The sequence below is a fragment of the Streptomyces sp. NRRL S-495 genome (genome assembly GCF_000966955.1).
Classification (GTDB): Bacteria; Actinomycetota; Actinomycetes; order Streptomycetales; family Streptomycetaceae; genus Kitasatospora; species Kitasatospora purpeofusca.
Genome location: NZ_JZWY01000339.1, coordinates 1 through 18,083 on the forward strand (window position 1 = coordinate 1; position 18,083 = coordinate 18,083).

General features: G+C 74.4%; 21 protein-coding genes and 1 pseudogene. 7 read left to right on the forward strand and 15 right to left on the reverse strand.

Annotation, left to right across the window (positions count from 1 at the left end):
• The 5 genes and pseudogenes from VR45_RS48715 to VR45_RS18220 all read right to left on the reverse strand — a co-directional run.
• Nucleotides 1-298 (reverse strand): annotated as a pseudogene (locus VR45_RS48715) (hypothetical protein); the annotation flags it as partial.
• Nucleotides 299-327: 29 nt separating this feature from the next.
• Nucleotides 328-987 carry an FHA domain-containing protein gene (locus tag VR45_RS47925; RefSeq protein WP_052709186.1) on the reverse strand — a complete coding sequence of 220 codons (660 nt, stop codon included), beginning with the start codon at nucleotides 985-987 and terminating at the stop codon, nucleotides 328-330.
• A complete protein-coding gene (locus VR45_RS18210; RefSeq protein ID WP_234326025.1) occupies nucleotides 975-1,733 on the reverse strand; it encodes a 4Fe-4S cluster-binding domain-containing protein in 759 nt (252 codons plus the stop codon). Before VR45_RS18210 ends, VR45_RS47925 begins: the two co-directional genes overlap by 13 nt.
• The gene (locus VR45_RS18215; RefSeq protein ID WP_234326026.1) at nucleotides 1,721-3,865 is read right to left on the reverse strand and encodes an AAA family ATPase; all 2,145 of its coding nucleotides are present in this window, start codon (nucleotides 3,863-3,865) and stop codon (nucleotides 1,721-1,723) included. Before VR45_RS18215 ends, VR45_RS18210 begins: the two co-directional genes overlap by 13 nt.
• Complete coding sequence (locus VR45_RS18220) at nucleotides 3,855-5,279, reverse strand: hypothetical protein (RefSeq protein ID WP_159394251.1); 1,425 nt, start codon at nucleotides 5,277-5,279, stop codon at nucleotides 3,855-3,857. The genes VR45_RS18215 and VR45_RS18220 overlap by 11 nt, the downstream gene beginning before the upstream one ends.
• Nucleotides 5,280-5,595: 316 nt before the next feature.
• Between VR45_RS18220 and VR45_RS18225 the strand changes: the two genes are divergently transcribed.
• The 3 genes from VR45_RS18225 to VR45_RS18235 all read left to right on the forward strand — a co-directional run bounded on the left by VR45_RS18225 (nucleotide 5,596) and on the right by VR45_RS18235 (nucleotide 7,923).
• Nucleotides 5,596-6,273: a hypothetical protein gene (locus VR45_RS18225; RefSeq protein WP_159394252.1), complete on the forward strand. Its 678-nt coding sequence runs from the start codon at nucleotides 5,596-5,598 to the stop codon at nucleotides 6,271-6,273.
• Nucleotides 6,274-6,277: 4 nt separating this feature from the next.
• Nucleotides 6,278-6,943, forward strand: coding sequence for an RES family NAD+ phosphorylase (locus VR45_RS18230; RefSeq protein WP_045940845.1), 666 nt, complete (start codon nucleotides 6,278-6,280; stop codon nucleotides 6,941-6,943).
• 167 nt (nucleotides 6,944-7,110) lie between these two features.
• A complete protein-coding gene (locus tag VR45_RS18235; protein ID WP_199925960.1) occupies nucleotides 7,111-7,923 on the forward strand; it encodes an alpha/beta hydrolase in 813 nt (270 codons plus the stop codon).
• A gap of 55 nt (nucleotides 7,924-7,978) precedes the next feature.
• On the opposite strand, the gene VR45_RS18240 is transcribed toward VR45_RS18235, so the two are convergent.
• Nucleotides 7,979-8,416: a helix-turn-helix domain-containing protein gene (locus VR45_RS18240; RefSeq protein WP_045940847.1), complete on the reverse strand. Its 438-nt coding sequence runs from the start codon at nucleotides 8,414-8,416 to the stop codon at nucleotides 7,979-7,981.
• 100 nt (nucleotides 8,417-8,516) lie between these two features.
• Between VR45_RS18240 and VR45_RS18245 the strand changes: the two genes are divergently transcribed.
• Nucleotides 8,517-9,374: an alpha/beta hydrolase gene (locus VR45_RS18245; RefSeq protein WP_045940848.1), complete on the forward strand. Its 858-nt coding sequence runs from the start codon at nucleotides 8,517-8,519 to the stop codon at nucleotides 9,372-9,374.
• Nucleotides 9,375-9,432: 58 nt separating this feature from the next.
• Here the strand turns inward: VR45_RS18245 and VR45_RS46995 are convergent, their stop codons facing one another.
• The 4 genes from VR45_RS46995 to VR45_RS47000 all read right to left on the reverse strand — a co-directional run bounded on the left by VR45_RS46995 (nucleotide 9,433) and on the right by VR45_RS47000 (nucleotide 12,210).
• Nucleotides 9,433-9,585 (reverse strand): hypothetical protein, encoded by a 153-nt coding sequence (locus VR45_RS46995; protein WP_159394253.1) that lies wholly within the window; start codon nucleotides 9,583-9,585, stop codon nucleotides 9,433-9,435.
• Between the two features lie 231 nt (nucleotides 9,586-9,816).
• Entirely contained in the window at nucleotides 9,817-11,040 is a 1,224-nt protein-coding gene (locus VR45_RS18250) for a PQQ-binding-like beta-propeller repeat protein (RefSeq protein WP_045940849.1), read from the reverse strand.
• Nucleotides 11,041-11,123: 83 nt separating this feature from the next.
• The gene (locus VR45_RS18255; protein WP_353612700.1) at nucleotides 11,124-11,924 is read right to left on the reverse strand and encodes a siderophore-interacting protein; all 801 of its coding nucleotides are present in this window, start codon (nucleotides 11,922-11,924) and stop codon (nucleotides 11,124-11,126) included.
• Between the two features lie 85 nt (nucleotides 11,925-12,009).
• Nucleotides 12,010-12,210 (reverse strand): hypothetical protein, encoded by a 201-nt coding sequence (locus VR45_RS47000; RefSeq protein WP_159394254.1) that lies wholly within the window; start codon nucleotides 12,208-12,210, stop codon nucleotides 12,010-12,012.
• Between the two features lie 128 nt (nucleotides 12,211-12,338).
• On the opposite strand from VR45_RS47000, the gene VR45_RS18260 reads away from it, so the two are divergent.
• Nucleotides 12,339-13,058, forward strand: a complete 720-nt coding sequence (locus VR45_RS18260) for a TioE family transcriptional regulator (protein WP_045940851.1) — start codon at nucleotides 12,339-12,341, stop codon at nucleotides 13,056-13,058.
• 84 nt (nucleotides 13,059-13,142) lie between these two features.
• Here VR45_RS18260 and VR45_RS47930 read toward each other — a convergent pair whose 3' ends face one another.
• Together VR45_RS47930 and VR45_RS18270 are read right to left on the reverse strand one after the other, a co-directional pair.
• Nucleotides 13,143-13,859 carry a hypothetical protein gene (locus tag VR45_RS47930; RefSeq protein WP_107084210.1) on the reverse strand — a complete coding sequence of 239 codons (717 nt, stop codon included), beginning with the start codon at nucleotides 13,857-13,859 and terminating at the stop codon, nucleotides 13,143-13,145.
• Nucleotides 13,860-14,001: 142 nt separating this feature from the next.
• Nucleotides 14,002-14,544, reverse strand: coding sequence for an MOSC domain-containing protein (locus VR45_RS18270; RefSeq protein WP_045940853.1), 543 nt, complete (start codon nucleotides 14,542-14,544; stop codon nucleotides 14,002-14,004).
• Nucleotides 14,545-14,546: 2 nt separating this feature from the next.
• Here VR45_RS18270 and VR45_RS47010 point away from each other — a divergent pair, with 2 nt between their 5' ends.
• Nucleotides 14,547-14,891 carry a hypothetical protein gene (locus VR45_RS47010; protein WP_159394255.1) on the forward strand — a complete coding sequence of 115 codons (345 nt, stop codon included), beginning with the start codon at nucleotides 14,547-14,549 and terminating at the stop codon, nucleotides 14,889-14,891.
• A gap of 13 nt (nucleotides 14,892-14,904) precedes the next feature.
• Here the strand turns inward: VR45_RS47010 and VR45_RS18275 are convergent, their stop codons facing one another.
• Nucleotides 14,905-15,789 (reverse strand): MerR family transcriptional regulator, encoded by an 885-nt coding sequence (locus tag VR45_RS18275; protein WP_045940854.1) that lies wholly within the window; start codon nucleotides 15,787-15,789, stop codon nucleotides 14,905-14,907.
• 85 nt (nucleotides 15,790-15,874) lie between these two features.
• A complete protein-coding gene (locus VR45_RS18280) occupies nucleotides 15,875-16,399 on the reverse strand; it encodes a MarR family transcriptional regulator (protein WP_045940855.1) in 525 nt (174 codons plus the stop codon).
• Between the two features lie 138 nt (nucleotides 16,400-16,537).
• Here VR45_RS18280 and VR45_RS18285 point away from each other — a divergent pair, with 138 nt between their 5' ends.
• Nucleotides 16,538-17,425: an NAD-dependent epimerase/dehydratase family protein gene (locus VR45_RS18285; RefSeq protein WP_234326028.1), complete on the forward strand. Its 888-nt coding sequence runs from the start codon at nucleotides 16,538-16,540 to the stop codon at nucleotides 17,423-17,425.
• Between the two features lie 68 nt (nucleotides 17,426-17,493).
• On the opposite strand, the gene VR45_RS18290 is transcribed toward VR45_RS18285, so the two are convergent.
• Nucleotides 17,494-18,033 (reverse strand): GNAT family N-acetyltransferase, encoded by a 540-nt coding sequence (locus VR45_RS18290; RefSeq protein WP_045940867.1) that lies wholly within the window; start codon nucleotides 18,031-18,033, stop codon nucleotides 17,494-17,496.
• Nucleotides 18,034-18,083 lie beyond the last annotated feature (50 nt).

The following is an 18,083-nucleotide window of genomic DNA, read 5'->3' on the forward strand; positions in this document are numbered from 1 at the left end:
GGCGCTGGACGCGGGTGCGTGCGCCGGGAACGGTGCCCGTAGCGGCGGTGGCGCCGGGGTCGGTCTTCGGGCGTTGTACGCGGGTACGCGGGCTCTCCGAGGTGGTGCCGGGGTCGGTGCGCGGCCGTTGCACGCGGGTACGCGGGCTCTCGGCGGAGGCGCCGCCGGGCGCGTCCGGCGTCGGGCCCTGTCCCTGACCCTGTCCCTGAACCTGACCCTGTCCCTGACCCTCGCCCTTGGCCCGGCCGGGCCGCTGGACGCGGGTGGGCGGGCCGGGCTCCGGCGGTGTGTCGGCCATCGCGCCGTTCTCCTCCTCACGGCCCCGGCTCACCGGGGCGCGCCGAACTCGTCGATCTCGACCACCTGGACGTCCAGGTCCAGCGCGAACCTCAACCGGTTCCCCGGTCCGATCCGGGTCGGCGCCTCGATCCGGCGGCCGTCGACGAAGGTGCCGTTGGTCGACCCCAGGTCCTCGACGTACAGCGCGCCGTCGGTCCAGCACAGCCGGGCGTGGTGCCGGGAGAGCTGGTCGAGGCCGGCCAGGCCGGGGATCGCCGCGCAGTCGGGCTCGTCGCGGCCGATCGCCAGTCCGCCGCCCCCGCGCCGGTGTTCGGCGCGGACGGGCAGCAGTACCCCGGCGACGACCAGGGCCAGCCGGACCACCGGCGGTCGGGCGGGTCGCGGCTGCTGCCGGTGGTCCTGTTGCTGCCGGCGCTGGTCCTGCTGCCGGTGCTGGTTCTGCTCCGGTTGCGCCGCGCGGGCCGGGCGCGCCGGACGGGTCGCGGCCTCCGGGTCGGTGGCCGGCCGGGGACCGGCGGACACACGGTCGACCGGGGCGTCGGCCGGGGCGTCGGCCGGCGGGATGTCCTCGGCCGGGTCGTAACGCTCCAGTTGCTGGAACATGTGCACCTGGCAGTACCCCCGGGTGGCGGAGGGCGGGCACTCCCCCGGCGCTCCCACCGGGCAGCGGTAGATCACGGTCGCCACGAGGTCTCCCGAAGGGTCACGCCGCGTCGGACCAGGTCTCGTTCGATCCGGCCCAGGTCCCCGGGGCGCGGCACCCCGATCACCCGGACCTCGCCCTCGCTCACCCGCACCTGGAGCTCGGGCCGCTCCGGCCGGTGCTCCAGGTAGGGCGCGTACCGCTCCCGGCCGAGCGCCGTGCGGGTGGTCAGCCGCTGGTTGGCCGAACCGCGCCAGGCGAGCCGGGTGGGCTGCCCGGCCCGGTAGCGGCCGGTGATCACCGCGTCCGCGCCGTCCAGCGCGGCGGCGGTGGCCGGGTCGGCGGCCAGTTCCTCCGGTTCCCAGCCGGTGTACACCAGCAGGTCGGCCGGGCTCCCCGCCCGGCGGCGTTCGGCGTCGGCGGCGGCGAGCAGCGCGGCGAGGGCGGCCGGCTGCTCCAGTGGTTCGCCGCCGCTGACGGTGAGGCCGTCGAGTCCGTCGGCGAGTGCCGCCCGCCAGAGTGCGGCGAACCGCTCGACGGTCAACTCCCGTGCGCCGGTGGCCTCCCAGGTGTGCCGGGACATGCAGCCGGGGCAGGCCAGGGTGCAGCCCTGGAACCAGATGCCGAGCCGTCGGCCGGGCCCGAGCGAGGTCACAGGGCGGTAGACCTGGCCGACGAGGGCCGCGGCGGCCGGGGTCGCGGCCTGGGTCGCGGTCTCGGTGGCGGTCTCGGCGACGGCAGCGGAAGCGGCAGCCGCCGGGAGGCCGCCGTCCGGGCTCAGCCCTGCCACCGCTCGACCTCCAGCCGGTAGCCCTCGCCGTCCCCGTCGCCCTCGATCGCGACGACCTGGAGCCGCTCGCCCCGGCGGGGCGGGGTCCGGAAGACCTCCTTGGCGAGCGGGTTGACCAGCGCCGACTCGACGGCGGTCAGCACTCCTCGGCCGCCGTGGTCCAGCCGCCGGGTCGCCTCGACCCGCAGCACCTCCCACGCGTCGTCGGCGAGGGTCAGCTCGGCGCCGTGGGCCTCCAGGACGCGGCCCGCGACGGAGGCAATGGCCTTGTCGAGGATCCGCGGCACCCACTTCTCCTGCATGAAGTCCATCGGGATGAAGTTGTCACCGAAGCGGTTGCGCAGCTCGGGCCGCTTGATGCTGTCGTTGAAGAAGGCGTCGAAGGCTTCCCGCAGGCTCTGGCGGACCACCGTCGGATCGTCGTGGCGGCTCAGTGGGCGCCGGTTGGTGCGGGGAGCGACCTCCGTGGCGCCGGTGCTCCCGGCCGCGCCGTTGCCACTGGTGCCACCGTTGCCACTGGTGCCACCGCTGCCGCCCGCGTCCCCGGTGCCCGCCTCGCCCTTCGGCGGCTCGCCCATCACGGCGGCCGTGATGCCGAGGTTCGAGGTGAAGATCAGGACGCACTCGGTGAAGTAGACGGTGGCGCCCCGGCCGTCGGTGAGCCGGCCGTCCTCCAGGATCTGGAGGAAGAGGTCGAACAGCCGGGGGTTCGCCTTGTCGATCTCGTCGAAGAGCAGCACGCTCATCGGGTTGGCCCGCACGGCGTTGGTGAGTTCACCGCCGGCGTCGTGACCGACGAAGCCGGGCGGGGCGCCGATCAGCCGGTCCCGGGCGTGCTCCTCGGCGAACTCGCTCATGTCGAAGCGGATCGGCCGGGCGTCCTTTCCGAGGATCATCTCCGCGACGCCCTTGGCGAGTTCGGTCTTGCCGACACCGGTCGGGCCGGAGAGGAACAGGGTGCCGCGCGGCCGGCTGGGCGAGCTGGACGCCTGCGCGCCGTTCAGCCCGGCCGCCGAGCGCATGAAGATCTCCAGGGTGCGGCGCACCGCGTACGGCTGGCCGATCACCTTGCCGTTGAGGAACTCCTCGCCCGTGGCGATGCGTTCGCGCAGTTCGTCGGTGGCCCACGGGTTGTCGAGCACGCCGATCCGGTAGAGCCGGGCCGCTTCGTCCAGCCGTTGCACCGGCAGGTTCCGGTCCAGGGCCATCCTGCCGATCGCCATCACCTCCGAACTGCCCATGCCGTGCGAGGAGTCGGCGAGCGCCTTGGCCGCCGTCGCGGTCTCGGCCTCGGTGAGGGCCGGTCCGCCGGTCGCCGCCTGGTAGCGGGCGAGCCCGCCGACCACGTGCCGGGCGGCGGCGAGCCGCTGGTCGTGCGGCGGCTGCGGGACGCTGATCACCCGCACCGCACGGCTGCCGACCGCGAACTCCCGGGGCAGCTCCTCCTGCCGTTCCACCACCCAGAACACCGTGTTGTACGGCGTGACGGCGCTCGCGCCCTGCACCGGCCGGGCGGTGTGGCCCAGTTCCTCGGCGGCCGCGAACAGCCGGGCGGCCTCCCCCGCGACGGGTGCCTGCGGCGAGCCGAGCCGGCCGGAGTAGGGGACGACCAGTCCGATCGGCGGGCCGGGGTGGTGGACGACGCCCACCATCGCGTCGCGCAGCCGGTCCAGCATCTCCGGCTCGTCCTCGTCGTCGGTGCCGTCCGCGCCCTGACCGTCCCGGCCGCGCCGCCACTTCTCGTCCCGCTCGGCGAACTCCCTCAGCACCGCCGGTACTTGGTCGACGGTCGCACTCAGCCGCAGCAGCGTGATCCGCTCGTGCACCTGGTCGAGGAAGGCGAGCGCGCCGTAACCCCGGGCGGCGCAGAGGGACTCGATCACCCCGCCGAGGCTGTACGGCGCGAGGGTGGGGCTGCTGCCGGCCGCGTGGTCGTCGGGCAGCAGGTACTGGTCGCGGACGTTGCCGGTCAGCAGCACCTGCGGGTGGACGGTGAGTGCCATGTCCAGCTCGCGGATCCAACTGGGCGTCGCGGGGCGGGGGTCGGCGCCGCCCCGGGTGGCGTCGGAGCCGGGCGGCGGCGCGTCCTTGCGCAGGCCGGCCGGCCCGTTCCCCTGCTGCTCAGCGCTCACGGCCACGCTCCTGCGGCTTGCGGACGGCGGCGGCGCCGGTGGTGCCGGAGCGCTTCGACCGGCCGCCGCGGCGGCGCGGGGCCGCGGCGGACGGCGGCTGCGGCCACGACCCGCCGGGGACGAGGCCCGCGGCCATCGCACCCGGCGCCATCGCGGACGTCCGCTCCAGCCGCACGCCCTGCAGCCGGACGCCCTCCTCGATCGCGGGCAACTGCTCCTCGCAGAACCACTGCTGGACGCTCTCGTCCTGCTCCTCGTCCTGCCAGGCGTCACCGGTCCCGGCGTCCTCCCGGCGGACCACCGCCGTGGACAGGGTCGCCCGGTCCGGGGCCAGCACCAGGCGCAGCCCGTACCCGGCGGCCGGCGGCTCGCCGCCGGCTCCGGCCTGTCCGTCCCCGGCCACTCCACCCGCAGCCGCGACGGCCCGGCCCGGATCCGGGTCGCCGAACGGCACCACCACCTCGCCCTCGGCGGCGAGCAGGTCCTCGAAGTCCTCGCCTACCAGGTAGTCCCGCTCGCGCAGCACCTCGGCGAGCGCCGCCGCCACCGGCACCCGGTTGCGGCGGGCGTCGGCCCGCGCCACGGCCGCCTCCACGGCGGGCCGCAGGAAGGCCGGGTCCTCGGCGGCGGCGAGGTCGGCGAGCAGCCGGTCCCGCTCGGCCGGCTCCGCCTCCCGCACCAGCTCGGCCAGGGCGGCCCGCAGTTCGGCCCGCTCCTCGTCGCGGGCGCGGCGCCCCACCGAGTGCTGGACCAGGGCGGCGAGGTCGGTGAGCGTGGCCCGCACATCGGGGACGGTGGCGGCCGCCCTGAGGGCGCGGACCAGGCCCGCCACCCGTTCCAGGTCGGCCGGGTCGCAGCGGGGCACGTCGCGGTCGAGGACCGCCTGCGCCTCGACGAGCGCGCCGGCCCGGACCCGCTCGACGCGGTCGGCCTGCTCGGCCCGGGCCTGCTCGGCGGCGGCCTCGGCCGCCGCCTTCGCCTCTCCGGCACTTCGGCGCGTCTCCGCGCGGGTCGGGCGGATGCGCTCCGGTTCGGCCACCGCCTCCGGCAGCACGGCCGACCACACGTCCTGCACCGCCTCGGCCAGCTCCTGGGCGGCCCGCGCGTTCGCCGCCCGGGCCCGCTCGACCGCCCGCGTCAGCTCGGCCTCGTCCGCCCCGGCCCCGACGGTCACCGTCTCCACCGTGACCCGGGCCGTCCGGTAGGCGCGCCGCAGCTGCCCGGCCTCCCCGCGCAGCCCCTGGGCCTGCTCGTTCAGCTCGCCCAGCCGGGCCCGCAGCTCCGCCCGCCGCGCCTCGGCCCGGCGCAGGTTCTCGGCCCGCTGCGCCTCGGCGGCGAGGCGGGCGCGCAACTGCCGGCGGCGCTCGGCCTCCTGGTTGACATAGGACCACCCGTATCCCGCGGAACTGCTCACCGGCCGCCTTCCGAGCGCGAGTCATGACCTGCGTCGCGCACCACCGACCGGGAGCTTGGCACCGGTCCGGTTCTCACCCCGTGCGCGCCACCGGGGCCGGTGCGGGTCGTGTACGAGACATCTCGACCGCGCGCGAACCGGCACCACCCCCGAAGTGCTGCTGAGGGCCCATCATGCCGCAGATCAGGCGGTCACGTTCCGCCTTTGCCAATCCGGGATCATCGCCCACGGCCGCCCGCAGCCGCCGCTTTCGCGCTACATTGGCGCTCGGCCGGCGGACACGGGAGACCAGAGCGGAGGGCGAGGGGCGATGGCGATGACCGAACTCCTCGACGTCCTGCACGAGCACTGGGACGAGGTCCAGGAGCATCTGGACGAAACCGCCAGGGCGGCCGTCGTGGCCCTGCTCGACGCACCGTCCGCCGACCCGGAGCGGACCGCCCGGAGGATCGTCCGGCTGGTGCTGGCGGCCCTCCCGGACGGGCACCCGGTGCGGGCCGCGCTTGAGGACTCGGTCCGCTACTCACGGGCCGTCCGGGTCGAATCTTTGAACCATGACGCCGTCCTACAGGTGCTCGACCTGGTCCGCGGACGGTCCGCGGACCGCGGCGGGCCCGAGACTCCTGCCGAGGCCGACGCCCTGCCCGTCCCGCCCGACGACGCCGACGACTGGCTGCTCGCCGCGGACTCCGTCAGTGCCGCCGACTACCGGGCCGGCGGGCACGACCCCGCCGATCCCGACCTGATCCGGCTGACCGACCGCCAGGGCACCGTCCGGCTGCCGTCGTTCCAGTTCGACGGCGCCTCCGGTCGGCCGCTGCCCGTCGTGGTCGCCGTCAACCGCCTGCTCGACGCCGACGACGACCCGTGGGGCGTGGCCGACTGGTGGCTCGGCGCCAACGCCTGGCTGGACGCCGTCCCCGCCCGCCTGCTGGGCACGCCCGGCGAGCACGGCCTGCTCGCCGCCGCCCGCGCCGAGATCGCGGACTGGTGACCGCATGCCCGACGTGAAGGTCCCCGCCCCGACCGCGCGCGCCACCCCGCACCTCGATGTGCTGCCCGCCGGCACCGTGCTCCACCGCGTGCACTCGGCCGCCTACCCGGCCACCTCGTTCAACCCGAACCCGTCCGACAGCCACTACGAGGGCGGACGGTTCTGCTCCTACCAGGGCGACGGCAGCCATCTGCCGTACCTGTACGCGGGGTTCTCGGAGCGCACGGCCGTGATGGAGACCCTGGTCCGGGGCATCCCCTTCGACGAGCGCGGCTGGCGCCGGATCCGGCGCGCCTCGGTGCGGGGCCGGGTGCTGTCACGGATCGAGACCACCTGCGACATCCCGCTGGTCGGCCTGATGACGCTCGACCAGCTCGCGGCCGTCCACCAGGACGAGTGGCTGATCCACTCCACCCCGGACGCCTACCCGCACACCCGCCGCTGGGCCGCCTGGATCCGCGGCCAGGCCCCGGAGGCGCTCGGCCTGCGCTGGCCGTCCAAGCGCGACCTGGGCGGCAGCGCCTGCATCCTCTACGAGCACGACGCCGCCACCCCCCTGGTCAAGCCGGTCGACCCCGCGCCCGTCCCGCTGGACACCGCCGAGGGCGCCGCCCTGCTCAACCTCCTGCTCGCCCCGGCCCGCACCCGCGTCGACCCGCCGCGGCGGTAGGGCTCTCGCAAGCGGATCTTTCGGACCGTCACCACCCATTGTTCACAGGCTCTGCGGCGTCGTGACCTCGGCCGCCCCGGTACTGTGCACGGGTCCATGTGATCGTTTCAACAGGGGGAAACAGAATGGCCACCCGTGTCACAACACCGGGCACCACGATCGGATCGGTGCGTTCCGCCGACGGAACCGCCATCGGCTACCGCAGCGTCGGCTCCGGTCCGGGGCTCCTGCTGATACCCGGGGCGTTCGCGCTCGCGACCGACTTCGACGGGCTGGCGGCGGAGTTGGCGGACCGCTTCACGGTGCACACCGTCGAGCGGCGGGGGCGCGGGACGAGCGGCCCGCAGGGTGACGCGTACAGCGCGGCCGCCGAGTGCGCGGACATCGAGGCCGTCCGCGCGGCCACCGGAGCGCGGTTCGTGTTCGGCCACAGCTTCGGCGGCTTCCTGACCCTGGAGGCCGCGCTGGCCGGCTCCGCCTTCGAGCGGATCGCCGTCTACGAGCCCGGCGTGTCCGTCGACGGCTCCATCCCCTTCGACTGGGCCGAGCGGTGCCGCCGCGAACTCGACGCCGGGAAGCCGGCCGAGGCGTTCCTGACCTTCGTCCGCGGCGTCAACCCCGGGACCAGCGGCAAGGCGCCGCGCTGGCTGCTGCGGCTGATCCTCCCGCTCGCCCTGAAGAAGCCCGAGCGGCTGCAGAAGCACGCCCTGTTGCCCGCCGCGATCCGGGAACACGCCGAGATCGCCGCCCGGGACAACACCTTCCGCGAGTACGGGCGGCTCGACCGGCCCGTGCTGCTCATGGCGGGCAAGGAGGCCCGCAGCACCGGGGCGGGACGTGCGGCCGCGTCCGTGCACAAGGTCCTGCCCGGCTCCCGGCTGCTGATCTGCCCGAAGCTGGACCACTTCGGCCCCGAGACGGATCCCGCCGCCGTCGCCCCGGCGGTGGCGGACTTCTTCCTGGAGCCGTCCGACCGGTAGCGGTCCCGGCCGGGCAGCGGTCCGGCCGGGCAGCGGGTGCCTTCGGCGGTCGGCTTCAAGGGTCTTGGCGGAACCGGCTCGCCTGTCCCTCGTCGAGGTCCTGGTCGGCGGCTTCGTTGGCGCGGTCGATCTCGGCCATGTGCTCCTCGGCCCAGGTCCGCAGCCCCGCAAGCGCGGATTCCAGGGACAGCCCGAGTCCGGTGAGCCGGTAGAAGACCCGCGGCGGCACGGTCGGTTCGACGCGGCGCGACACCAGCCCGTCGCGGGTCAGGCTCCGCAACGTCACGGACAGCATCTTCTGCGAGACGCCGGGCATCCGGCGTCTCAGCTCCGCGAAGCGCACCTCGTCCGGTGCGGCATCGGCGAGCGTCTTGACGGCCATGGACGTCCACTTCGTGCCGATGCGGTCCAGCAACTGCCGCGTCGGACACTGGGGATCGAACAGATCGCCGCGTACCCCGCGACCGGCGGCCCGGGTTCCTCGGGTGGTCACCTGCGGCTCACCACCTTCCCTGAAAGTGCCGTCTAGGAAGCGTTCGGGCAGTTGCCTATCGTTCAGTGGTCACCAATGGTAACCACCCGGAGGAGCCGTTTTGCCCGTCGCCACCGCACCCCGCCTGCACCGCATCACGACGAACGGTGTCCGGCTCAACGTCGCGATCGCCGGGGCCGGACCTGCGGTTCTCCTGCTGCACGGCTTTCCGCACACCTGGCAGCTCTGGAGCGGCATCATGGGTCGACTGGCCGGGCAGTACCGGGTCATCGCCCCGGACCTGCGCGGCTTCGGCGCCAGTGAACACGCCGCCGAGGGTTACGACGCGGGCACCCTCGCCGCCGACGCCGAAGGACTGCTCGACGCACTCGGCGAGCCCTCGGCAGCGGTGGTCGGTATCGACGCGGGCACCGCCCCCGCCGTCCTGCTCGCGCTGCGCCGGCCAAGCCTCGTTCGGCGCCTGGTCGTGATGGAGGCACTGCTCGGCCAACTGCCCGGAGCAGAACACGTCGTCGCGGGCGGCGCCCCGTGGTGGTTCGGCTTCCACGCCGTCCCCGGCCTTGCCGAGACCGTCCTGGCCGGCAACGAGGCCCCGTACATCGACTGGTTCCTCGACTCGGGGACGCTAGGGCGAGGAGTACCCGACGACACCCGTGCGGCCTTCGTCCGCGCGTACACCGGGAGCGAGGCCCTGCGCTGCGCGTTCTCCTACTACCGGGCCCTGCCCACCAGCGCGCAGCAGATCCAGGACGCCGTCGCGACGGCTCGGCTGACGATGCCCACCATGGCCGTCGGCTCCCACCCCGTCGGCACCGGGCTCGAACGCCAACTCCGCCCTGTCGCCGACGATCTGGTCGGACACCAACTCCAGGACTGCGGCCACATCATCCCCCTCGACCGCCCCGACGCATTGTTCGCGCTCCTTGCCCCCTTCCTCTCCGCCGACCTGCCGAAGTGACCGGAACGGGCCGGGGCCGAAAGGACCACGGTCGGCGGTTCGGGCGTTCGTCCCCCGCTCAGTAGTGACCCTGGTTCGCCCTGTCCGGCACCGGGTGCGTGGCCGCGGCGTCCTGGGTGAGTTCGTAGGCGGTGGGCGCCGGGGTCTCCCGCTCGACGGCGTGCGACGGCGTCGCGAGGCCGAACGCGGCGCCCGCCACGACCACGCTCACGACAGCCATTCTGGCCAACCCTCCGGTCATGTCCGGCATTTGCAGCCCCCCGTTCACTTCCCGCCCCGGTGGCGGGAGTTGACACTGCCAGGCAACCACCGGCCGGGGCGGGGGGCAAGCTCCGGAGCACCGCGAAGAATCGCCGCCGCCCGACCCCGACCGGGAGCCATGCCCCGCCCCGGCAACCTCCCGGCCCCACAGGCGGCTTGACCGTGAGCGCGAGTCGCGCCGTCAGGCGGCCGGGAGGGTGCCGAGGGCCTGGATGCCTGTGCGGCCGGACCGGAAGACGGCGGGGCCGGCGGCGGCCAGGGCGATGCGGGTGTACTCGGTGTCGGCGGCGAGGTGGTCCGGTTCGTCGCGCCAGTGCAGCCGACCCGTGGCGAGGTCGTGGGCGAAGAGGCGGTCGTCGTTCGTCCCGACGTAGACCGCGCCGCCCGCCGCTGCCGCCGAACTCATGCCCCGGCCCAGGCCCCTGGGGACGGTGGCCGTCCAGCGGGTGTCGCCCGTGCCCGCGTCCAGGGCGGTCAGGTCGGTGCCGCTCAGCAGGCACACCGTCCCGTCGGCCACCGCGAGTTCGCCCAGGCTGTGGCGCTGCGCCCGCCGCCACAGCGGCCGGCCCGAGACCGCGTCCAGGGCGTGCACGGTCGAACCTCCCGTCGCGGGGTCGTTGCACACCGCGTGGAGGGTGCCCCGGTGCACGGTCGGCGCGAAGTCGACCGGGCCGACGGCCTCCTGGGCCCAACGCTGTGTGCCGCTCTGCACGTCGAAGGCGAACAGTCCGCCCGTCCGGCCGGGCACGTACACGGTGTCGCCGACCACGAGCGGCACCGGCGAGACGTTCGCCGGAGTGCTCCAGCGGACCTCGCCGGTGGCCAGGTCGTGGCAGCGGAGCGCGTTCCCGTACCCCGTCAGCACGCGGTCGCCGGCCACCACGACACCCTGTTCCGCCGGCAGGTCCCGCCAGTCGGGGACCTGGACCTCCCAACGCACCTGCCCCGACGCCGCGTCGAGGGCCCGGACGCCGGTCGCGGAGTTCACGCAGACCGTCCCGTTCCCGGCGGCGAGCGGCCAGCCGCCCGGGGAGTCGGCGGCGGCGGCCGAGGTCACCGCCCGGCTCCAGCGGACGGTGCCGGTGCGCGGGTCGTGCGCCCGGACGGTGCCGTCGTACCCCGACACGTAGAGGCTCTCGCGCGGGCCCGCGGGCAGCACCATCCGCCCGCCGGCGGCGGCCGTGCTCCAGATCCGGGGGCCGCGTACGGGCACCCGGTCCGCCCACCACCGGACGCCGGCCGGGACCGCGAGGGCGCCGAGGCCGCCCACGGTGCTGAGCAGCAGTCGGCGGCGGTGGATCGCGGGCCGGGGAGCGCCGGCGGGGGCTGCGGGCCCGGTCGGGTGCGTATCGGGGGTCATGTCGGGGGTCACGTCGGAGGTCACCCCGGAGAGGACTTCGTGCACCGACCGGACGGTTCCGGTGGGGGCGCAGGACGGCCCTTTCGGGCAACGCGCCCGGAGGACCGAGGCCCTCCGGGCACCCGGCATCAGTCGGCGTCGGTCTCCACCGGTTCGTCGGCGCGCTGGTCCTCGGTGGTGCCGAGGCGCCAGTACCCCATGAAGCAGACGGCGCGCCGGTCGTAGCCGCGCTCGCCGACCAGGTGGCGGCGGAGTTCGCGGACGGCCGCCGCCTCCCCCGCGATCCACGCGTACGGCGTGCCGGAGGGCAGTTCGGCGGCGCGGACGGCGGCGGGGAGGGCGGGGGTGCCCGGCGCGCCCCGGTGCAGCCAGGTGATCGTGGTGCCGGGCCGGTCGGCGGGGAGGTAGTGGTGCTCCGTCGGCCCCTCGACCTCGGCGAACACCCGGACCGGCAGGCCGGCGGGCAGCTCGTCGAGGATCGCGGCGACGGCGGGCAGGGTGGACTCGTCCCCCGCCAGCAGCACCCAGTCCGCCGCGTCGGGCAGCTGGAACTCGACGCCGCCGGCCTCCTCGACCGCCGGTCCGCAGACGATCACCCGGTCACCGGGCGCCGCCGACTCCGCCCAGCGGGAGCCGGGACCGTGGTCGCCGTTGACGGCGATGTCGATGTCGACCTCGTCGGGGTCGTGGCGCTGCGCGCGGACGGTGTAGGTGCGCAGCACCGGGCGGACGGCCGGGTCCATCGTGCGCCAGTGCTGGTACCAGCCGAACTCGTCCTCGCCCTCGGGCAGCAGGGGTTCGCTCTGGCCGGGGAGCGGCAGCAGGAGCTTCACGCGTTGGTCGAGCCCGCCGTTGACGAACCCGGCGAGGCTGGGGCCACCCAGGGTGATGCGGGCCATGTGCCGGGTGATCCTGGCGGTCCGGACCACCTGGAGCGGGAAGAGCAGGAATCGCGCGGGGGCGGTGGTGCTGGTCAGGGCCGTCTCCTCTCACCTGAATTTAGGTAAGGCTAACCTACCTGAGAGGTCGTTCGCCCCCGTCCGTCCGCGCGGGTTCGTTGGAGTGACGTGGCGCCGCCGAGGAGCGCGGAGGCACCGGCGGCGCGCAGGAGCGCGCCGACGGCGCGGCGGGGCGGCCGCGACCCCCGGCGACGAAGAGGTAGTCCTCCCCGCCGACCAGTGCGGCCACGATGCGGTCGGCGCCGTTCCAGGTCATCTCCGCCACTCCCCCTCGCCGCTCCCCTGCCCTGACCCCCTCAAGCGTATCTTTGATGTGCCCGTTGAAACTTTGCTGCTCTCCGCCCGGGGAATCGGCTGTAAAGTTTCAAAGTGCCATCAGAACCGATGAAGAGACTGCGACCGGTCGACCTGGGACGCGAGCACGGCCTCTCGGCGCAGGCCGTCCGCAACTACGAGCAGGACGGCTTCCTTCCGACCGCCGAGCGGACGCCCACCGGGTACCGGATCTACACCGGGCTGCACGCGGCGGCGCTGCGCACCTTCCTCGCCCTCGTCCGCGCCTACGGGCACGGGACCGCCGGGGCGGTCATGAACGCCGTCCACGCGGGCCGGACCGACGACGCCCTGACCGCGCTCGACCACGGCCACGCCCAGCTGCTCCGCGACCGGGAGACCCTCGCCTCGGTCCGCGGGGCGGTGGAGCACCTGGCGCAGGCCGCGGAGCCCGCCCCCGACCCCGGCCCGCTCGCCCTGAGCATCGGCGAACTCGGGCACCGCCTCGGACTCACCCCGGCCACCCTGCGCACCTGGGAGGCCGCCGGCATTCTCCTCCCCCAGCGCGACCGCGCGACCGGCCACCGCGTCTTCCGCGCCACCGACGTCCGCGACGCCGAACTCGCCCACCTGCTGCGGCGCGGCGGCTACCGCTTGCCGCACATCGCGGCCGTCGTCGGCCAGATCCGCACGGCGGGCGGCACCAGCGCGCTCGCCGCCGCCCTGACCGACTGGCAGGAGAGGCTCACCGCCCGGGGGCTGGCCATGCTGAGCGCCGCCGCCCACCTGGACACCTACCTGACGGCGGCAGCCCACGACGGCCGGGCGTGAACGGCTCGGCCACCCCGAGCCCCGTCCACCCCGGGCCCTACCGCCGGGCGCCCGACCACCGGGCGCCCCGGCCGGGGCGCCCCGTCACAAAGCCGTCGGCTGCGGGCTCATCGCTCGCTCGTACAGCTTCTCCCGCGCCCGCCCGAGCAGTTCGGCGGCCTTCTTCCGCGACGCCTCCTCCGCCCTGTCGAGCGCACCCGGGTAGTCCGCGGACATCCCCGAACCCGCGCTGTAGTCGACATCGACGGCCAGGCGCAGATTCCCGTCGCAGAACGCCGACGTGAAGCGCAGCTGGTCGACCGGCCCGGGGACGGTGTCCGTGAGCGGGTGCCGGACCGACACCTGGTACCCCTCCTGGCCGAGCCCACCGCCGTCGGTCCTCTCGAACTTCCGGGTCTCCGTCGGCTTGGGCCCGCCGATCGGCGACCTGGCGTTCTCCGCCGAGACCTCCAGCCAGTGGCAGCCGCGGGCCGCCTCGAAAACCGTCGCATCGATGCTCACCCGCCAGTCCTCCGTGGCCGGACCACCGTCGTAACTGCAGCTGAGCGTCTTGGACGGGTCGCTCGCGATCCCCGCGCTCGTCACCGGTATCGAGTCCCTCAACTCCCCTGGCAGGCCGGGATCCCCCACCACCGCGCAGAGGTCGCCGACCGTGCGGTACCAGCCGACCTGCTTCGCCTTGCTGTCACCACTACTACCACTACCACTACTGCCACCGCCGCCGCACGCGGTGAGAAGAACGAGGCCCGCAGCCGCAAGGGCAGCCGCGCCGGTACGGAAGGCTCGGTTTCGATTCGTCACGGCGCCAGGTTAGCCCCACCCTCCGTCAGCACCCCGGGACGACAACTCCTGTACCGGTAAGAGCCTGTGACCCAGTGCCAGTTCACGAATGACGAGGAAGCGGCCCCGGCACCCGGAGCGGCAGGGACGACCCCTGCGGGGTTCAGACGCGGTCGAGCGGGCGGTGCGGGCCCGGGGGCAGGTCGACCTCGATCGGGTCGCCGGGGTGGATCGTGCCGCCCGCCCGGACCACGCCCATGATCCCCGCCCGGCGGACGATGTTGCCCTCCTCGTCGCGACCCACGACCTGCTTCAGCAGGCCCTCCTGGAACGCGTCGATCTGCACGCACGGGTTGCGCAGCCCGGTGACCTCGACCACGGCCTCGGCGCCGATCCGCAGCAGGGTGCCGACCGGCAGGCCGAGCAGGTCGATCCCGCGGGTGGTGACGTTCTCACCCAGTTCGCCGGGCGCGACCGCGAAGCCCTGCTCCGCCACCTCGGCGAACAACTCCTCGTGGATGAGGTGCACTTGCCGCAGGTTCGGCTGCGTCGGGTCCTGCGCGACGCGGGAGCGGTGCTTGACGGTCACCCCCGCGTGCGCGTCGCCCGCCACGCCGAGGCCGGCGATCAGGGTGATGCTCGCCCGGTTCGGTTTGGTGAAGGTGTACTCACCGCTGCTGCTGACCGCCGTGACCGTTCCACTCATCCGTGCGCATCCTCCTGTGCGGGCCCAAGATCCCCACCTACCCTAGACCTGCCCGTCGGCAGTCCGGAGGTGCGGGGGCGATAGCCGGTTCCACGGACAGGCCGCAGGACGGCGCCACGCGTTCGGTCGAGGCACGGCTGCGGGCCGCGCTGGAACTGGGCGACCTCGCCGAACTGCGCGCCCTGTACGAGCGGTTGGGACGCCCCCGGGTGGCCCTCACCGAGGCCGGCTTCCACTGGATCGACGAGCGGACCGGCGGGGTGCGGGTCACCGGCCTCGAGGTCCGCTACTTCGACGAGTGGACGGACCTCTGCATCGACCTGCTGCTGTTCCAGCGGCAGGACTGAACGGGCCGGTGGATCAACGGGATCCGCCCCGCCCGTCCGCGAGCCCGTCCGCAGGCCCGTCCGCGGGCTCGTCGAAGGGCCAGGCGATCTCCAGGCGGTTGTCCGGGTGGTCCGGCGTCCCGGTCCAGCGGCGGTACACCAGCCGGACCGGGCCCGCGAAGGCGAAGCCGTGCCCCGTGATCCAGTCGGCGACGGCGTCGTACCCGCCGAGGATCCGCGGGAACTCGGCGGCCTCGCCCTCGACCTCGGTACAGGCGAGGGTGTTCGCGGGCAGCTCGCACACGGTCATGCCCTCGGGCAGGTCCACGGGCTGCGCGCCGTCCGGCCGGAACGGCAGGCACGCCTCGACGAGCGTCGCGTTCTCGTCGTCGCACACCCCGTGGAAGCGGGCGAACGCGGGCCCGGTGAAGGTGAGCGGGCCGCGGCCGGCGACCTCGTACATCTCCTGGTAGGCGGTGCGGAGGAAGGCGTTGAGCCCCGAGTTGTCCACGGTCGCCCCGCGGACGAGGATCCGTTCGGCGGCGCCCTGGCGGACGGTGACGCGGTGGGTCATCCCTGCTCCTTCGGTGAGTCGGTCCAACAGGCCGTGGACGACGGAGCGCTGCACCTCCAGCCGCCGCTCGGCGGCCAGCAGCCGTGCCCGCAGGGCGGCGGTGAGTGCCTCCTCGCCGCCGTCGAGCAGCCGGCCCACCTCCTCGACGGGGATGTCCAGTTGCCGCAGCGCCCTGATCGACTGCGCCGTACGCACCTGGTCGCGCCGGAAGTACCGGTAGCCGCTCACCGGGTCGACGAACGCCGGCAGCAGCACGCCACTGGCGTCGTAGTGCCGGAGCGCGGTCACCGAGAGGCCGCTGGCCTGCGAGAACTGCCCGATCGGCAGCAGGTTTCTCCTGTCCACGGCCCCGACTGTGCCGTCTCGTGCCACCCGAGAGTCAAGCCCCTCCGAGGACGACTGCCCGGCGTTCAGGACGACCGCCCGACAGTCATGGGGTGCCGTCGGCGTGGTCGCCGAGGGTGAGCAGCACGCGGCGGAGCAGCTCGGTGAGCCGCTCGCGTTCGGCGGTGGTGAGCCCGGCGAGCTGGCGTTCCTCGCCGACGAGGTGGTGCTCGACGAGACGGTTGGTCAGCTCCCGGCCGGCGTCGGTGAGGGAGATCAGCACCCGGCGGCGGTGGGCGGGGTCGACGGCCCGGTCCACCAGGCCCTTCTCCACGAGGTGGTCGATGCGGTTGGTGAGCGCCGCGGAGCTGACCATCGCGGCCGCGCTGAGTTCGCCGGCGGTTAGGACGTTCGGCGGGCCGGAGCGGAGCAGGGTGGCCAGGACGTCGAACTCCCAGGGCTCGACGCCGTGCGCGGTGAGGTTCTCCTTGATCCCGCGTTCCAGCAGCCGGGAGGCGCGGGAGAGGCGACCGATCACGGCCATGGGCGAGGTGTCGAGGTCGGGGCGGACCGCCCGCCACTGCGCGGTGATGCGGTCGACGCCGTCGTGCTGCGGCTGCTGTTCCGTCATGCTCCGGAGTCTAACATTTCGACATGGAAGTGTTTGACATCGCGGATCAGGGCCCCCTATAGTTTCGACATCGAAATGTTCGACATGTTCGAGACGTTCGACAGAGCATGTTCGACAAGGCGCGTCCAACACAGGGGGATGACAACCATGAAGGTCCTGCTCACCGGTGCCACCGGCTACATCGGCTCCGCCGTTACCGAGCACCTCACCGCCGCCGGCCACCAGGTCGTCGCCCTCACCCGCAGCGCGGAGCCGCAGCCCGCTCGCGGCTGGCACGCCCAGCTGGTCGGCGACACCGCCGACCCGGCCTCGCTGGCCGGCGCGGTGACGCCCGACATCGAGGCCGTCATCCACCTCGCTCCGCCGAGCGGCGACGCCGAGGTCGACACCGCCGTGATCGAGGCGCTCGCCACCCCGCTGCGCGGCACCGGCCGCCCCTTCGTCTACACCAGCGGCGTCTGGGTGCTCGGCGCCACCGGCGCGGCCCAGGAGGTCGGCGAGGAGGCCCCGACCAACCCGATCGACATCGTCGGCTACCGCCCCCGGATCGAGCGGCGGGTGCTCGACGAGGCCGCCGAGGGCGTGCGCGCGGTCGTCGTCCGGCCCGGCATCGTCTACGGCCGGGGCGGCGGCATCCCGGCCATCCTGGTCGACCGGGCCCGCACCCAGAGGGCGCCCGAGTACTACGGCGAGGAGGGCGTGCGCTGGCCGACCGTCCACGTCGACGACCTGGCCGAGCTGTTCCTGGCGGCGGTCGAGCGGGCCGGGGCCGGAACCGTCTGGCACGGTGTCGGCGAGTCGGCCGTCCCGGTGCGGGAGCTCGCCCGGGCCGCCGGCCGGGTGGCCGGTGTGACCGGCGACCCGAAGGCCGTGCCGGCCGCGCAGGTCACCGAGGTCTTCGGCCCGCTGTTCGCGGACGCGCTCGCCCTCGACCAGAGCGTCAGCGGCGCCGCCGCCCGCACCGCGCTCGACTGGAAGCCGAACCGGCCGGGTGCGGTGGCCGAGCTGGAGTCGGGGTCGTACTGACGGCTCCTACCGACGGCGCCGCGGGGACGCGCCGTCACGGCCCGCCGGTCACCCGACCGGCGGGCCGGTCAGGACGTGGCGGGCCGGGCCAGACGGAAGAGGACGTTGGGGCGGAGCGGCCCCTCGGGGGCGTCGAGGTCGTCGAAGTCACCGGCCGGGTCGCGGGTCATGCCGAGGCGGTTCATCACCGCCTGGGAGCGGAGGTTGGTCGCGGTGGTGACGGCGAGGATCTCGGGGAGCTCCAGGCTGTCGAAGCCGAAGGCGAGCACGGCGCGGGCGGCCTCGGTGGCGTAACCGTGGCCCCAGGCGGAACGGGCGAGCCGCCAGCCGATCTCCACGCCGGTGAACGGCGCCTCGTAGTCGATGTCGTCCAGTCCGGCGAAGCCGATGAACTCGCCCGTCTCCCGGACCTCGACGGCCCACCAGCCGTAGCCGCGCCGGTCGAAGGCGGCCTCGAAGCGCGCCACGGACTCGTCGCTCCGCTCCCGGCTGAGCGGCTCGCCCAGGTGCTGGCGGACCTCCGGGTCGGCGTTCATCGCCGCCCAGGGTTCGAGGTCGGACTCCCGCCAGCGGCGGATCAGGAGACGGTCGGTGTGCAGATCGGTCATGGCGCCCACCCAACGTGATCTTCCGCCGGAGGGCAACCCTGTTTCCCCAC

What these genes read in the sequence shown, in the direction of transcription:
- VR45_RS18285 (WP_234326028.1), top strand. Translation starts at nt 16,538, where the DNA reads ATGACAACCATGAAGGTCCTGCTCACCGGTGCCACCGGCTACATCGGC.
- VR45_RS18260 (WP_045940851.1), top strand. Translation starts at nt 12,339, where the DNA reads ATGAAGAGACTGCGACCGGTCGACCTGGGACGCGAGCACGGCCTCTCG.
- VR45_RS18230 (WP_045940845.1), top strand. Translation starts at nt 6,278, where the DNA reads ATGCCCGACGTGAAGGTCCCCGCCCCGACCGCGCGCGCCACCCCGCAC.
- VR45_RS18270 (WP_045940853.1), bottom strand. Translation starts at nt 14,544, where the DNA reads ATGAGTGGAACGGTCACGGCGGTCAGCAGCAGCGGTGAGTACACCTTC.
- VR45_RS18290 (WP_045940867.1), bottom strand. Translation starts at nt 18,033, where the DNA reads ATGACCGATCTGCACACCGACCGTCTCCTGATCCGCCGCTGGCGGGAG.
- VR45_RS47000 (WP_159394254.1), bottom strand. Translation starts at nt 12,210, where the DNA reads ATGACCTGGAACGGCGCCGACCGCATCGTGGCCGCACTGGTCGGCGGG.
- VR45_RS18225 (WP_159394252.1), top strand. Translation starts at nt 5,596, where the DNA reads ATGACCGAACTCCTCGACGTCCTGCACGAGCACTGGGACGAGGTCCAG.
- VR45_RS18280 (WP_045940855.1), bottom strand. Translation starts at nt 16,399, where the DNA reads ATGACGGAACAGCAGCCGCAGCACGACGGCGTCGACCGCATCACCGCG.